General features: G+C 45.9%; 11 protein-coding genes. 9 read left to right on the forward strand and 2 right to left on the reverse strand.

Translation table 11 applies throughout. From position 1 onward, the window contains the following. The first annotated feature begins 24 nt into the window (after positions 1-24). The 5 genes from NEE14_RS02335 to NEE14_RS02355 all read left to right on the forward strand — a co-directional run bounded on the left by NEE14_RS02335 (position 25) and on the right by NEE14_RS02355 (position 6,075). Positions 25-1,233 carry an L-serine ammonia-lyase gene (locus tag NEE14_RS02335; protein ID WP_251968732.1) on the forward strand — a complete coding sequence of 403 codons (1,209 nt, stop codon included), beginning with the start codon at positions 25-27 and terminating at the stop codon, positions 1,231-1,233. A gap of 14 nt (positions 1,234-1,247) precedes the next feature. Further along, positions 1,248-2,252, forward strand: a complete 1,005-nt coding sequence (locus NEE14_RS02340; RefSeq protein ID WP_251968733.1) for a glycoside hydrolase family 43 protein — start codon at positions 1,248-1,250, stop codon at positions 2,250-2,252. Between the two features lie 26 nt (positions 2,253-2,278). Next, positions 2,279-2,848, forward strand: coding sequence for a cob(I)yrinic acid a,c-diamide adenosyltransferase (locus NEE14_RS02345; protein ID WP_251968734.1), 570 nt, complete (start codon positions 2,279-2,281; stop codon positions 2,846-2,848). A 95-nt stretch (positions 2,849-2,943) separates the two neighbouring features. Beyond that, positions 2,944-4,269, forward strand: a complete 1,326-nt coding sequence (locus NEE14_RS02350) for an aminotransferase class I/II-fold pyridoxal phosphate-dependent enzyme (protein ID WP_251968735.1) — start codon at positions 2,944-2,946, stop codon at positions 4,267-4,269. Positions 4,270-4,419: 150 nt separating this feature from the next. Beyond that, the gene (locus NEE14_RS02355) at positions 4,420-6,075 is read left to right on the forward strand and encodes an IS1182 family transposase (protein ID WP_338578715.1); all 1,656 of its coding nucleotides are present in this window, start codon (positions 4,420-4,422) and stop codon (positions 6,073-6,075) included. 79 nt (positions 6,076-6,154) lie between these two features. Here NEE14_RS02355 and NEE14_RS02360 read toward each other — a convergent pair whose 3' ends face one another. After that, positions 6,155-8,089, reverse strand: coding sequence for an NAD(+) synthase (locus tag NEE14_RS02360; RefSeq protein WP_251968242.1), 1,935 nt, complete (start codon positions 8,087-8,089; stop codon positions 6,155-6,157). 99 nt (positions 8,090-8,188) lie between these two features. Here NEE14_RS02360 and NEE14_RS02365 point away from each other — a divergent pair, with 99 nt between their 5' ends. Continuing rightward, positions 8,189-9,415: an MFS transporter gene (locus NEE14_RS02365; RefSeq protein WP_251968297.1), complete on the forward strand. Its 1,227-nt coding sequence runs from the start codon at positions 8,189-8,191 to the stop codon at positions 9,413-9,415. A 105-nt stretch (positions 9,416-9,520) separates the two neighbouring features. Here the strand turns inward: NEE14_RS02365 and NEE14_RS02370 are convergent, their stop codons facing one another. After that, positions 9,521-10,720, reverse strand: coding sequence for a multidrug effflux MFS transporter (locus NEE14_RS02370; protein WP_251968243.1), 1,200 nt, complete (start codon positions 10,718-10,720; stop codon positions 9,521-9,523). Positions 10,721-10,866: 146 nt separating this feature from the next. On the opposite strand from NEE14_RS02370, the gene NEE14_RS02375 reads away from it, so the two are divergent. The 3 genes from NEE14_RS02375 (at position 10,867) to NEE14_RS02385 (ending at position 15,127) form a co-directional block, all read left to right on the forward strand. Then, positions 10,867-11,727 carry a helix-turn-helix domain-containing protein gene (locus NEE14_RS02375; RefSeq protein ID WP_251968244.1) on the forward strand — a complete coding sequence of 287 codons (861 nt, stop codon included), beginning with the start codon at positions 10,867-10,869 and terminating at the stop codon, positions 11,725-11,727. Between the two features lie 148 nt (positions 11,728-11,875). After that, on the forward strand, positions 11,876-14,338 hold the full coding sequence (gene pheT / locus NEE14_RS02380) for a phenylalanine--tRNA ligase subunit beta (RefSeq protein WP_251968245.1): 2,463 nt from the start codon (positions 11,876-11,878) through the stop codon (positions 14,336-14,338). A 51-nt stretch (positions 14,339-14,389) separates the two neighbouring features. Then, entirely contained in the window at positions 14,390-15,127 is a 738-nt protein-coding gene (locus NEE14_RS02385) for a YebC/PmpR family DNA-binding transcriptional regulator (RefSeq protein WP_251968246.1), read from the forward strand. Positions 15,128-15,451: the final 324 nt, after the last annotated feature.

Below are 15,451 nucleotides of genomic sequence, written 5' to 3' on the forward strand. Positions count from 1 at the left end.
TCTATGAATTAAAAAGAAACAAATATGGATTCAATTAGACATATATTCCGTATCGGTCATGGACCGTCAAGTAGTCATACAATGGGACCGATGCGGGCCGCTGAAATGTTCTTAAAGAAAAATCCTTCGGCAGCACGTTTTGAGGTAACCTTGTATGGCAGTTTAGCAGCAACAGGAAAAGGGCACATGACGGATGCGGCCATTTTGGGTGTGCTTTCGCCTGTCACAACTACAGAAATTATCTGGAAACCTAAGGAATTCTTGGCTTTTCATCCAAATGGTATGCTGTTTGAAGCTTTTGATGCGGAAGGAAAGAAGACAGATTCGTGGACAATATTCAGTATTGGCGGCGGTGCTTTGGCCAACGAGACATATAATGAGAATACAACGACCGAAGTGTATTCGATGAATTGTATCCGTGATATCCAAGCGTGGTGCGAGAAAACCGGATATTCGTATTGGGAATATGTTGAGCAATGCGAAGGAAATACAATTTGGGATTATTTGGGTGAAGTATGGGAAGTCATGCAGGAAGCTGTACATCGAGGACTGGAAGCTGAGGGCATTTTACCTGGAGGTCTTGGTATTCGTCGTAAAGCTTCTGACTATATGATCCGTGCTCGTGGATATGGTAGCAGTATCAAGAGTCGCGGTTTGGTTTATGCCTATGCTTTAGCTGTATCAGAAGAAAATGCCTGTGGCGGTAAGATTGTAACAGCTCCAACGTGCGGCTCGTGTGGTGTGATGCCGGCTGTATTATATCATCTGAAAGAAACACGAGAATTCCGTGATTCTCGTATTCTGCGTGCCTTGGCAACAGCCGGCTTGTTTGGCAATGTGGTGAAGACGAATGCTTCTATTTCCGGGGCTGAAGTCGGATGTCAAGGAGAAGTGGGTGTGGCTTGTGCTATGGCTGCTGCAGCAGCCAGTCAGTTGTTTGGTGGAACTCCTGCTCAGATTGAATATGCTGCTGAAATGGGTTTGGAACATCACTTAGGGTTGACTTGTGATCCGGTCTGTGGATTGGTACAGATTCCATGCATTGAAAGGAACGCATTTGCTGCTGCACGTGCATTGGATGCTAATACATTCTCAAACTTCTCTGACGGAAAGCACCGGGTCAGTTTTGATCAGGTAGTAGAAGTGATGCGGCAGACAGGAAAAGATTTGCCAAGTTTGTATAAAGAAACGGCTGAAGGTGGTTTGGCTGTTAAATATGATGCTCATCAATAATAACAAATGAATATATGAATAAATTAATTCTGAAGACCTCTGTTTTATCTCTGTCGGCTCTTTTGCTGGTCGCTTGCGGACAGACGAAGAAGGAGCAACCGGCTGAGGAAGCCGTAGCAAAGAGTGGAAATCCGGTGTTTGAAGGCTGGTATGCTGATCCGGAAGGAATCGTTTATGGTGATACTTACTGGATTTACCCGACGTATAGCGACCAGTATGAGTTGCAGACGCATTTCGATTGTTTCTCTTCCAAAGACTTGGTTAATTGGACCAAGCACGAATCTATTCTTGATACGACGGAAGTAAAGTGGGCCAAACGGGCCATGTGGGCGCCGGCAGTCATCAGCAAAGACGGGAAATATTATCTCTTCTTTGGAGCTAATGATGTACACGAAGGCGAAGTGGGCGGTATTGGTGTAGCTGTGGCTGACCGTCCGGAAGGACCTTATAAGGATTTGTTGGGTAAACCGCTGATCAATGAGATCATTAATGGAGCACAGCCTATCGACCAGTTTGTCTTCCAGGACAACGGAACTTACTATATGTATTATGGTGGCTGGCGTCATTGCAACCTGGTGAAGCTGAAGGATGACTTTACCGGTCTGGAGCCTTTCGAGGATGGAGAAATGTATAAGGAAGTAACGCCCGAAGGCTATGTGGAAGGCCCGTTCATGTTCAAGAAAGATGGAAAGTACTACTTCATGTGGAGCGAAGGAGGCTGGACTGGTCCGGATTATTCAGTAGCGTATGCCATTGCCGATTCTCCGTTCGGACCATTCAAGCGCATTGGTAAAATCCTGCAGCAAGATCCGGAAGTTGGTACCGGAGCCGGCCATCATTCAGTCATTCAGGTGCCGGGAACGGATGAGTATTATATTGTTTATCACCGTCACCCGCTGGGAGATGATAATGGCAACCATCGCGTAACGTGCATCGACCGGATGACATTCGACGAGCAAGGACACATCAATCCGGTGAAGATAACCTTTGAAGGCGTTGAAGCACGCCCGATCCGTTAATCCAGAAAAGAACAGTTGCTTGATATATGGTGAGGATTTATACACGAGGTGGTGATAAAGGGAAGACCGGTATTCATGGTGGCGAACGGGTAGATAAGGATGATATCCGGATTGAAGCGAACGGCACGCTGGATGAATTGAATGCCTTGTTGGGAATTGTTCGGACTTTCCTCCCTTCTGATCATGAATGGCAGGCGCTGCTGGGGCATATCCAGCGGGAAATGATGGTGGTTATGTCTCATGTTGCAACGCCTTCTGCCTTGCGTATGAAGAATCCAAATCCACTTCCGGAAGGTTTGGCTGCTTATTGTGAGGAACAGATTGACCGTCTGACAGCCCAGATGCAGGAAACTTCGTACTTCGTCCTGCCGGGAGGAACGCCCGTAGCCGCCCATTTGCAGTGGGCACGTACGGTGGCCCGTCGCGCCGAACGCCGTCTCTGGACGCTGAACAGGCAAGACGAAGTGCCGACTTGTCTGTTGCAATTCATCAACCGCCTGTCCGATCTGCTGTTTGTGATGGCGCGCTATGAAATGTTCAGTCAGGGAGAAGCCGAAGAAAGATGGAAAGACTTTCTTTACAAAAGACGTAAATAAACTGGGATAACAGGACAAATTGAAAGGCAAAAGCTGGGGGAAGTTAGAAATATTTTCTCTACTTTTGCCTTTCGTAATATTAAATATAACATGAAATGAAAAACACTCCGATAGATTTTAAGATAGCGCAGGAAGTAATAGACAGCTATCACTTGCCTGATTTTGGCAAAGCGACGATCCGTGAGGTTGTGGCTATTTCGAATGAGCTGGAACAACGCACGGGAAAAGAATTTATCCACATGGAAATGGGTGTGCCTGGTCTGAAGCCGGCACAAGTAGGCGTGGATGCAGAAATTAAGGCATTGCAAGACGGCATAGCCTCTATTTATCCCAATATCAATGGCCTTCCCGCATTGAAAGAACAGGCTTCACGTTTTATCAAGGCTTTCATCAATGTAGATATTTCGCCGGAAGGATGTGTGCCGGTGACCGGCTCGATGCAGGGTTCGTATGCTTCGTTTCTGGTATGCGGACAATGTACACCCGGAAAAGACACCATTCTGTTCATCGACCCGGGTTTCCCGGTGCAGAAACAGCAGATTACCGTGATGGGATATCGTTACGAATCGTTCGACGTGTATGACTTCCGCGGTGAGAAGCTTCGGGACGTCTTGGAATCGTACTTGAGCAAAGGGAACATCGCTGCCCTGATTTATTCGAACCCGAACAATCCGGCTTGGTTCTGCCTGACGGACGACGAGCTGAAGATCATCGCTGAGATGGCCAATAAGTATGACGTTATCGTCATAGAAGATCTGGCTTATTTTGCTATGGATTTCCGCAAGAACTTAGGTACGCCGTTCCAACCGCCATATCAGTCGACAATCGCCCATTATACGGATAATTACATCATGCAGATTTCGGGCTCGAAGGCCTTCAGCTATGCCGGGCAGCGCATCGGAATAACGGCTATTTCAGACAAGCTCTATCATCGGGAATATCCAGGCTTGACGCAGCGTTATGGCGGTGGCACATTCGGGACGGTCTATATTCACCGGGTTTTGTATGCCCTTTCTTCCGGCACCAGCCATTCAGCCCAGTATGCCTTGGCGGCGATGTTCAAGGCAGCAGCCGACGGTACCTTCGATTTCGTCTCTGAGATCAAGGAATACGGTCGTCGGGCAGCCCGCATCAAGAAGATATTCATTAAGCACGGCTTTAAAATCGTTTATGACCATGACCTAGACCAGCCGATAGCCGACGGCTTTTACTTTACCATTGCTTATCCGGGTATGACCGGTTCGGAATTGATGAAGGAATTAATATATTATGGAGTCAGTGCCATTTCGCTCGGCACGACCGGCAGCCGGCAGGAAGGTTTGCGGGCTTGCGTCTCTTTCATCAAGGATCACCAGTATGAATTACTGGATGAACGCCTGAAGATCTTCGAAGAGAATCATCCGCTGCCGGGAAAGAAATAAGGAAGGCAGAATGCCGTGTGTGCAGTAAATAGAAAAGAAGGTGTGTCAAAAAGCACACCTTCTTTTTTAGCACAAAGCCCCGACTTTCACAAGCTGGGGCTTTGTTATTACCTAAAGATTTTGTATCTTTAAGCATAAAGATTTACACATATGACAAAGATACATTTTCGTCCATACACTCCCAACCAAACGGTACTTTTTCCGCAAAGAATCGATGAAGATATTGCAGAAAACGATCCTGTACGCATGGTTGACGCTTTGGTTGAAAGCCTGAATCTTGAAGGTTTCAGGAAGTTATACAAAGAATACGGCCGTAGTCCTTACCATCCCAAGATGATGCTAAAGGTTATCTTGTATGCCTATATGAACAATATATACTCCTGCCGGAAAATAGAAAAGCATCTTCGTCGTGATATCCATTACATATGGTTAGCCGGTTATGAGAAACCGGACTTCATTACTATCAACCGTTTCCGTAACCGGGTGAAGAAGGAAATTAACGAAGTGTTTACCCAAACCGTACTTCTGCTTTCATCCAAAGGTTTCATCAGTCTGAATGTGGAATATATTGACGGAACAAAGATTGAGTCCAAGGCCAACAAATATACTTTTGTATGGCGGAAGAGCGTTGAGCGAAACCGTGAACGACTGATGAAGAAAATCAGTGTTTTGTTAAGCCAAATAGATGACGTCATCGCTCAGGAAAAAGCTTCGGAAAACAACGAGGAAATTGAGTTTTCCCCTTCCATGCTGACAGAAATGGCAGGAGAATTACGCAATGCCCTTGAACAGGCTTCAGAACCATCCACGAAAGAGCAGAAATCTGCACTGAGAAAGAAACGCAGGCAGCTGAAAGAACTGGAAGCACATAGAGATAAGCTTCAGGAATACAATAACCATCTGGACAATCTTCAGGACCGCAACTCTTATTCCAAGACAGACAAAGAGGCCACCTTTATGAGAATGAAGGAGGATGCCATGCGCAACGGTCAGACAAAACCCGGATATAATCTTCAGATTGCTACGGAAAATCAATTCATTATCGATTATTCTCTTTTCCCGAATCCGACTGACACCTTGACGATGATTCCCTTCCTGAAGTCCTTTGCCGACAGATACGGCCAGTTGGCTCATACGGTGGTTGCTGATTCCGGTTACGGATCAGAAGAGAATTACCACTTTATGTCGGAAAACGGGATGGAAGCATACGTCAAATACAATTATTTCCACATGGAGCAGCGGCCAAGATTTAAACCGAATCCTTTTAAAGCCGAAAACTTTTTCTACAATGAAGAACAGGATTACTGTGTCTGTCCAATGGGACAAAAGATGCAGAGGGCAGGCACCAGGCATACGAAAACCGAATCCGGATATGTAGTCGAATATGCCAGGTATAGGGCTGTCAGATGCGAAGGATGTCCGTTAAGATGTCTGTGTTTTAAAGCTAAAGGAAACAGGACGATAGAACTGAATCACCGACTCTGGATATACAAACAGAAAGCCCGGGAACTTCTCTGTTCCGAAGAAGGGCTGAAACACAGAGGGCAAAGGTGCATAGAACCGGAAGCTGTATTTGGACAGATAAAATTCAACATGAACTACAAGCGCTTCCGTCATTTTGGAAAGGACAAGGTTCTCATGGACTTTTCCTTCCTGGCCATCGCCTTCAATATAAAAAAGATGTGTACCAAGATGAATAAAGAGGGTATAAATTGGCCAATTAAACACCTTTACGGCCTTATTACCGCTCATTTAAGCTATTGGGAACAAAATAATCGAGATTATCTTCAGAATATCGCTGCCTGAAAAAGTTAACTACGCTCTTATCGTTGATAAAGAAAAGAGGGTGAATCGCGTATTACGACACACCCTCTTGTTTGTTTTATTACAGTTTCTCTATTTCCTTGAGCCAGAGTGTTGCGGCTGCATCACTCGGCATGCGCCAGTCGCCGCGTGGCGAGAGGCTGATGCTTCCTACTTTCGGACCGTCGGGCAGGCAGCTGCGCTTGAACTGCTGCTGGAAGAAACGGCGGAAGAAGGTGTACAGCCATTTCTTGATAGTTTCGTCGGAATAAGCTCCGCGGAAAGCCTGCTGGGCCAGATAATAGATCTTGGCCGGTGTTGCTCCGAAGCGGATGAAGTGGTAGAGGAAGAAATCATGCAGCTCATAAGGACCGACCAGGTCTTCTGTTTTCTGCTGGATGTTTCCCTGTTCGTCCGCCGGAATCAGTTCCGGGCTGATGGGCGTATCCAGGATATCAAGCAATGTCTCTTTGGAATCCTCGTCTACCCGGTTATGCGCCACCCATTCCACGAGGTATTTCACCAGTGTTTTCGGGATGCTGGCATTAACGCCGTACATCGACATGTGGTCGCCGTTATAAGTTGCCCAGCCCAAGGCCAGTTCGGATAAATCGCCCGTACCGATCACCAAGCCGTTTTCCTTGTTCGCCACGTCCATCAGAATCTGTGTACGCTCGCGGGCTTGGCCGTTCTCATACGTGACATCGTGCACGCTGGCATCGTGATGAATATCCTGAAAGTGCTGCATACAGGCTTCTTTGATGGATATTTCGCGGAAGGTGACGCCCAGTGAATGAATCAGATTGACGGCATTCCGATAGGTTCTGCCCGTCGTGCCGAATCCGGGCATAGTGATTCCGATGATGCGGTTCCGCGGAATCTGGAGCAAGTCGAATGTCATGACAGTGACCAAAAGAGCCAAAGTAGAATCGAGGCCGCCGGAAATGCCGACAACAGCCGTTTTGGCATGCGTATGTACGATTCGTTTCGCCAGTCCGGACGTCTGCATCTGGAATATTTCTTCGCAGCGTTCGCGCAAAGCCAGTCCTTCGGGCGTGAAAGGATGCGGATCGACAGTCCTTGACAACTTGTTGGCTGCTTCTTTCCGGTATTCCGGCAGGATGAACTCCAGTTCAAATCCGCGGTCTGTGTCTTTCGACAAGCTGCCTTCCGAGAAAGCCGTTGAAACAAGGCGGTCGTGGTACAGATATTCGACATCGATATCTGATATGATCAGTTGTTCATCCAATGAGAAGCGTTTGGATTCGGCTAAGATGACACCATTTTCGGCTATTAAGGCACTGCCAGAGAAAACCAGATCGGTGGTCGATTCGCCGAAACCGCTGGAAGCATATACATATCCACAAACGCAGCGGGCAGACTGCTGGGCAACCAGCTGTTTGCGATATGCATGTTTGCCGATCAGCTCATTGCTGGCCGAAAGATTGACGATGATATTGGCGCCCAACATGGCCAGTTCAGAGCTCGGAGGAACAGGCATCCACAAGTCTTCGCAGATTTCTACACCCACGGCTACTTCATCGGCGATGATGATCATCTGCTTCTGAAGCGGATAGAACCGGTCGCCAATCTCAATGAAGTCATTATCCAAGTCGTTTGATGACGTAAACCATCTTTTTTCCTGGAATTCTTTGTAGTTGGGCAAGTAAGTCTTCGGTACCACGCCAAGGATTTTGCCTTCCTGAATGGCAATAGCCGCATTAATCAGTTTGTTGTCTGTACGCAAAGGCGCTCCGACGAATGCCAACAGCGGCAGATCGGCCGTGTTTTCTGCTAATTGAAGCAAGGCTGTTTCGGCGCTGTTGAGCAGCAAGTCCTGCTGAAACAGGTCCAGACACGTGTAGCCCGTGACTGATAATTCGGGGAATGCCATGATCTGGACGCCTTTGTCGGCTGCTTTGCGCATCAACTTCTCTATTTGTGTAATATTATAGAAGCAATCAGCCACCTGCACATTCGGAACGGCTGCTGCTACCTTTACAAATCCATGATTCATCCTATAATTGTATTAAAGTGGAATACAAAAGTACTGTTTTTTCTGGTTATCTTTGCAATGCAACAAATCATTAATTAAAATAGAAAGATAAACATGGAGATGAATGAACAGTTGGCATATCCGAAAGAACGAATCCGCTATGCGGTCTTGTCGTTCTTTCTGGCACAAGGATTATGCTTTTCGAGTTGGGCCAGCCGGATTCCGGATGTGAAGGCAATGTTTGATGTGTATGATGTATTTTATTGGGGATTAGTGCTATTCTTGATTCCGGTGGGTAAGTTCGTGGCTATTCCTTTAGCCGGCTTTCTGGTTTCTCGTCTGGGCAGTCGGGTTATGGTGCAGGCGAGCGTGTTCGGATATGCTCTGTCGTTGTTCTTGATCGGTGCTGTCTCTTCTATTTATGCATTGGGCGTGTGCCTTTTCTTCTTTGGTGTCTTCTGGAATTTATGTGATATATCGCTCAATACGCAAGGTATCGTGATTGAGCGCCTGTTTGGGCGGACCATTATGGCTTCGTTTCATGGAGGCTGGAGCTTGGCTGCCTGTCTGGGTGCTGTCATGGGATTCTTTATGATCGTGGGCGGCGTTCCTCCTTTTATACATTTCACAGTTTCAGCTGTGCTGATTTTATTGGTCATCCTTTGCGGCAGACGGTATTTGCAGGACGACCGCGTCCGTCAGTTTGAAGAAGTGGAAGTCAAGGAAGAAAAGGGGCAGAAGGAAATGCCGGCCTTGTTGAGCTTTATCCGCAAACCGGAACTGATCCTGATCCAGTTTGGTCTGGCTGGTCTGTTTGGTCTGATTGTGGAAAGTGCCATGTTCGACTGGAGCGGTCTCTACTTCGAGTCGGTGCTGCAAGTGCCTAAATCGCTGCAGATCGGGTTTCTTGTATTCATGGTGATGATGACGGTCGGCCGTTTTCTGGCTAACTGGGCTTATGGGCGGTTAGGTAAACAGCGGGTTTTGCAACTGGCAGGCGCTTTTATCTTTGTTGGTTTCTTCGTCTCCGCTCTTTTAGGTGGCGTATTTGAGAATATGGCGCTTAAAGTTCTGGTCAATTCATTGGGATTTATGCTGGTCGGACTTGGAATTTCGTGTGTCGTGCCTACGATTTATAGCCTGGTAGGAGCGAAGTCGCATACACCGGTCGGCATAGCTTTGACGATTCTTTCCAGCATCAGTTTTGTCGGCTCATTGGTCGCTCCGATATTGATTGGTGCGATATCAAAGGCCTTCGATCTGGAATATGCGTATCTGGTTGTCGGAGTATTGGGGCTTTGCCTCTTCCTGATGACTACTTATTGTAAAGCCTTCCGCGAGAAATAAGAGAAGTCCTCGGATATTCATATATAAATAGTTAGCCCCATAATTGTAGTCGCTTGGGCAAAGCAGACTGCTTTTATGGGGCTTATTATATATTTTATATTAGAGTTAAGATTTGGCTGTTCTGAATGTCTTTGCCAAGGTAAATTTCCGGTTCAATGCCCGTAGTGTACAGATCAAAGAACCTAAAGAGCCTATTACAAATACAAGTCCGGTTGAAATCAGAATATTTCCCAGGCCGACCAGCGGAGAAACCAGTCCACCAAAAGCAAAACCTAATGCACCCAGCAGGGCAGAAGCAATACCGGCATTTGCCCGCGCGCTATCCATTGCCAAAGCATTAGAGGCAGTAAAGGTCAAACCTAACATAAGCAACAGGGCAATAAGTAAAGTTTCGTATATCCAAAAACTGCAGTCTGAATAAAAGGCGATGAGTAAACACAGAGAAGCCAGTAGCATGCCTGCGCTTCCGGTGTACAAGGCTTGTTCTGGATGCTTGAATTTGGCGGCCGAAGCGGCTGCAATACCAATTGCTACAGCATTGATCCCAAAACAGATACTGAACATCAAAGGTGAAAAGCCATAGTGCTGTTGCATGATGAATGGGGCAGAAGATATATTGGCGAACAGGACACTTTGGGCAAATCCGTTTTGCAGGATGTAGCCGACATAACTACGATTGTGTAGAACTGTAATTAATCCGTGGTAAACATCAACCCACTTTGTCTTTCCCCGTTGTGCCGCTGGTAAGGTGTCATTAAAATGGATACTTCCGCTGAGCAGCAGGATACCGATCAGGAACAAAACCCAGAAGATTCCCTGCCAACCGGTTATATCTGCCATTGTACCGCCTACGATAGGAGCAGCAACCGGAGCTATTCCGTTGATGGCACCGATGATAGCCAGCATTTTGGCCAATTCTTTTCCACTGTATTTATCGGCAGCGATTGAACGGGAGATGACGATGCCTCCGGCTCCGGCCATTCCCTGAATAAGTCTCCAGCCAACAAACTGCATGATGTTTTGAGAATAAATGCAGCCGATTGTCGATAGAAGAAATAAACTCAATGCGCTGATAAGCGGTAGTCGTCTGCCGTATTTATCGCTTAGCGGACCGAACAATAACTGTCCGACGGCCAGTCCGATCATACTGGTTGTCAAACCGAGTTGGATAAACGATGAAGTCGTATTAAAAAAGTGGGACATGGCCGGCAATGTCGGTAAATACATATCTGTCACGAAAGGACCGAAGGCCGTAAGCATTCCCAGAAAAACAAGGAGAAATAATTTTGAATTCTTTTTTGCCATTGTTCATTTTTATTTTGCCGCAAAATTAGAAAATTTGATAAGGTCTTTTTATTTCTTTTATTCTACAAAAGTTTTCATAATCGGAATAAAATACTTCCAGAAGTGGTTGAAATGAATTATTTTTGTTTCATAAAATTCCCTGTACGATGGAACTATCAAAACTGGCTTCAATTTCTTCCATTCATTATGAAGAGACAGACCTGGCATTTCTCCGGCCTTTGCCGCAGATGCTTTCGTGTGGCATCCAATTGGTTTGTATCCGGGGTGAAGCCTTGGTATCGACAGGCGCGCAGCGTTTCTCCTTGAAACCGATGTCCGAGCTGATATTCTGGAGCGGAAGTATCATGCAACTATTGGAATCGTCAGACGATTTCAAAGTCCGCCTCCTGCTGTATCCGCAATCGTTGTTCCTGAAAGTAGCGGTCACGCTGGATACGACCTATTTTAATTACATCCGTGAGTTCCCCTATTTTGAGCATGGAAAAGACGGACGTCTGGAAAGTTGGAACTCCGTGAATTTGTGGATGGACATGGCAAAGATGCTGTTTGCGGAAAATCCTGGCCCCTTTACGGAACGATTGTCTGAAAACTATCTGCAAAGTATGCTGATGTGGATCTTTTCCTCCATTCCGGAGCAGTATGTTTCAGCCACCGAATCCTATACAAGGAAACAAGTACTTTTTCACCGGTTCATGCATCTGATACACGAATATGCCCTCAAGGAACACCAGGTTTCCTTTTATGCGGAGAAACTCTGCATATCAACCCGGTATTTATGTGCGATCACCGCGTCGCACTCGCAAGGAAAGACTCCTAAGCAGTTGATTGACGAACAATTGTCGGCCGAAGTCATGGTACAACTGAATAGGCTGGATTTGTCATTATCCGAAATTGCCGCTGTCTGTAGCTTCCCTGATTCGTCGTATTTGAGCCGCTTTTTCAAGAAAATAACCGGTGTCTCACCGAACGAATACCGGTCGAAGAGAATTTCAGGGAACGGACTTTAAGCACATATTTGCATTTATGAAAAGTAAAGAATTTTTTTATTCTCTCGATTATTATTTCTATTTTTGCAAGTCATTAAGGCTTGAGTTGTTGTTTTCGAGTATGAAATAACTCATTCAGAAAAGAGAATATAGAAAAACTTAAATAACAATGAACATATCTTACAACTGGCTGAAAGAATATCTTGATTTCGATTTACAGCCCGAAGAAGTAGCTGCCGCCCTGACTTCCATTGGTCTGGAAACGGGCAGCGTTGAAGAAGTACAGACCATCAAAGGTGGTTTGGAAGGTTTGGTAATCGGCGAAGTACTTACCTGCGAAGCACATCCTAATTCAGATCATTTACATGTTACTACAGTCAATGTAGGTAGTGGCGAACCCTTGCAGATTGTCTGCGGTGCCTCGAATGTTGCTGCCGGACAGAAAGTTGTCGTAGCAGTTCCGGGGACGAAGCTGTATGATGGTGATAAGGAGTTTACGATCAAACGCTCCAAACTGCGCGGAGTTGAGTCGAACGGTATGATTTGTGCGGAAGATGAAATCGGTGTGGGTACGGATCATTCGGGCATTATTGTATTACCGGCTGATACAGTTGTAGGAACTCCTGCTAAAGAATACTATAATATAAAGAGCGATTATGTGCTGGAAGTAGACATCACACCGAACCGTGTGGATGCGACTTCTCATTTCGGCGTGGCTCGTGACCTGGCTGCTTATCTGAAGCAAAACGGGAAACCGGCAGCTTTGAAGCGTCCTTCGGTTGATGCTTTCCGGATTGACGATCCAACGCCGGGCGTTCAGGTTGAAGTCGTAAATACAGAGGCTTGCCTGCGTTATTCAGGAGTGACCATTAAAGGTGTTACCGTAAAGGAAAGTCCGGAATGGCTGCAAAACAAACTGCGTACCATCGGTCTGCGTCCAATCAATAATGTCGTAGATATCACCAATTATATCTTGCACGGCATGGGACAGCCGCTGCATTCTTTCGATGCAGACAAGATAAAAGGAGGCAAAGTAATCGTTAAATCGGCCGAAGAAGGACAGAAGTTCGTTACACTGGATGGCGTAGAACGTACCTTGACAGCCCGCGACCTGATGATCTGCAACACTGAAGAACCAATGTGTATTGCCGGTGTGTTCGGTGGACTGGAATCAGGTGTTACTGAACATACAACAGATGTATTCCTGGAATCGGCAACTTTCCATCCGACTTGGATCCGTAAGAGTGCACGCCGCTTCGGCTTGAATACCGATGCTTCTTTCCGTTATGAACGTGGCTTGGACCCGAATGTGACGATTTATATCCTGAAATATGCGGCTTTGCTGGTAAAGGAACTGGCAGGCGGAACCATTACGGGTGACATCCAGGATGTTTATCCAACCGTATTTAATCCGTATAAGGTAGATATTACATATGATAAGATCAACTCGCTGACAGGAAAAGTCATTCCGGTAGAAACGGTAAAGAGTATTCTCGACAGCCTGGAAATGAAGATTACAAACGAAACAGCCGAAGGCCTGAGCCTGGAAGTTCCGGTTTACCGTATCGACGTACAGCGCGATGTCGACGTGATTGAAGACATCCTGCGTATTTATGGATATAATAACATCGAGTTCAGTGATCATGTCAAGTCAAACTTGAGCTATCAGACACCGACCGACCACAGCTACAAGATGCAGAACCTGATTTCTGAGCAATTGTGTGGTTGCGGTTTCAATGAAATCCTGAATAATTCACTGACCCGCTCGGCTTATTATGACAAGCTGACTACTTATCCGGCCGATCATTGTGTGATGGTGATGAATCCGCTGAGTGCTGACCTGAACTGCATGCGTCAGACATTACTGTTCGGTGGTCTGGAAAGTATCGAGCATAACATCAAACGGAAGAAAGGAAATATCCGTTTCTATGAGTTCGGCAATTGCTACGATTATAACAAGGCAAACAAGAAAGAAGACCAGATCTTGAGTGAATTCAGCGAAGATTATCGCCTGGCCTTGTGGTTGTGTGGTAATCGGGTAGAAAACAACTGGGCGCATCCGAACGAGAAATCATCTGTTTACGAACTGAAAGCCTATGTAGAAAATGTGCTGGTTCGCTTGGGTGTGAACCTGAAGAAAGTTGTCGTAGCTAATCTGACGAGCGATATCTACGATGCGGCTCTGAGCTACACGACGCAGTCGGGCAAGCTGTTGGGCACCATGGGTATTGTCAGCCATAAGATTTGCAAGGCAATGGATATTGATACCGAAGTCTACTTTGCCGAATTCTCGTGGAACCTGCTGATGAAGGAAACGAAGAAGAACAAGGTGACTTATTCGGATCTGTCGAAGTTCCCGGCTGTTAAGCGTGACCTGGCCTTGTTGCTGGATAAGAGTGTTCAGTTTGCCGAAATCCAGAAGATTGCTCAGGACAGCGAACGCAAGCTGCTGAAAGAAGTAACGTTGTTTGATGTGTATGAAGGAAAGAATCTGCCGGCAGGTAAGAAATCGTATGCAGTCAGCTTCTATCTGCAGGATGAAACAAAGACATTAAACGATAAGCAGATCGACGCCATCATGAAGAAGATCCAGACAAACCTGGAACAGAAGCTGGGTGCGCAGCTGCGATAAGGGAATGAAATTAAGTCTATATAAAAAATAATAATAAAACAATAACATAGTATGGGAAGAGCGTTTGAGTTCCGTAAAGCAAGAAAGTTTAAACGTTGGGGCAACATGGCCCGTGTATTTACAAAACTGGGTAAGGAAATCACTATTTGTGCTAAGCAAGGTGGTCCGGAACCGGAAAACAATCCGCGTTTGCGTGTCTTGATGCAGACAGCCAAGAAGGAAAACATGCCGAAGGAAAACGTGGAAAGAGCCATCAAGCGTGCTGTATCAAAAGACTTCACCGATTATAAGGAAATGAATTACGAAGGTTACGGTCCTTACGGTATCGCTATCTTCGTTGAAACAGCTACCGACAACACAACGCGTACGGTAGCCAATGTACGCAGCTACTTCAATAAATGTGGTGGTTCTTTGGGAACAAGCGGTAGCTTGGAATTCTTGTTCACGCACAAATGTGTGTTCCATATCGTAAAGCCGGAAAATGTTTCTTTGGATGACTTGGAACTGGAATTGATCGACTTCGGTGTTGATGAACTGGATGTAGACGACGAAAGCAATGAAGTGATTCTGTATGGCGAGTTTGCCCAGAATGCAGCTATCCAGAAGTATTTGGAAGAAAACGGATATGAAATCACAAGTAGTGAGTTTGTCCGTATCCCGAATGATTTGAAGGAAGTAACTCCAGAACAGCGTGAAACGATCGAAAAGCTGATCGAAAAGCTGGAAGAAGACGACGACGTACAGAATGTTTTCCACAACATGAAGGAAGACGACAGCAAGGAAGAATAATCTTTCCCTTTGATTAAGAATACGAAAGCCAGGGGTGAATATTTCATCTCTGGCTTTTTTTGTGTCTTCATTAAAAGATTATGGTTATTTCTTATAGAGTCAATCCAGTCAATGAGTAAGAGCAATAAGAGTCTATCCCTTTTATTTATAAAGAGATTTGAAGTCAAACAAATCGTTAAATGACATGGATTTTATCGTTTCACCCAGGTGATTCGATCGTTTCACCTGGGTGGGACGATCGTTCCACAAGGGTGAAACGATCATTCCACATCTGTGGAACGATAAACGAAGTTTGGATCTAATTTTGCAGGCAGCCATAAAAAT

The organism is Parabacteroides sp. AD58, assembly GCF_023744375.2.
Lineage (GTDB): Bacteria > Bacteroidota > Bacteroidia > Bacteroidales > Tannerellaceae > Parabacteroides > Parabacteroides absconsus.

Bases quoted from the DNA above. Each gene is read 5' to 3' on its own strand.
- NEE14_RS02335 (WP_251968732.1), top strand. From the start codon at position 25: ATGGATTCAATTAGACATATATTCCGTATCGGTCATGGACCGTCAAGT.
- NEE14_RS02340 (WP_251968733.1), top strand. From the start codon at position 1,248: ATGAATAAATTAATTCTGAAGACCTCTGTTTTATCTCTGTCGGCTCTT.
- NEE14_RS02345 (WP_251968734.1), top strand. From the start codon at position 2,279: ATGGTGAGGATTTATACACGAGGTGGTGATAAAGGGAAGACCGGTATT.
- NEE14_RS02350 (WP_251968735.1), top strand. From the start codon at position 2,944: ATGAAAAACACTCCGATAGATTTTAAGATAGCGCAGGAAGTAATAGAC.
- NEE14_RS02355 (WP_338578715.1), top strand. From the start codon at position 4,420: ATGACAAAGATACATTTTCGTCCATACACTCCCAACCAAACGGTACTT.
- NEE14_RS02360 (WP_251968242.1), bottom strand. From the start codon at position 8,089: ATGAATCATGGATTTGTAAAGGTAGCAGCAGCCGTTCCGAATGTGCAG.
- NEE14_RS02365 (WP_251968297.1), top strand. From the start codon at position 8,189: ATGAATGAACAGTTGGCATATCCGAAAGAACGAATCCGCTATGCGGTC.
- NEE14_RS02370 (WP_251968243.1), bottom strand. From the start codon at position 10,720: ATGGCAAAAAAGAATTCAAAATTATTTCTCCTTGTTTTTCTGGGAATG.
- NEE14_RS02375 (WP_251968244.1), top strand. From the start codon at position 10,867: ATGGAACTATCAAAACTGGCTTCAATTTCTTCCATTCATTATGAAGAG.
- pheT (WP_251968245.1), top strand. From the start codon at position 11,876: ATGAACATATCTTACAACTGGCTGAAAGAATATCTTGATTTCGATTTA.
- NEE14_RS02385 (WP_251968246.1), top strand. From the start codon at position 14,390: ATGGGAAGAGCGTTTGAGTTCCGTAAAGCAAGAAAGTTTAAACGTTGG.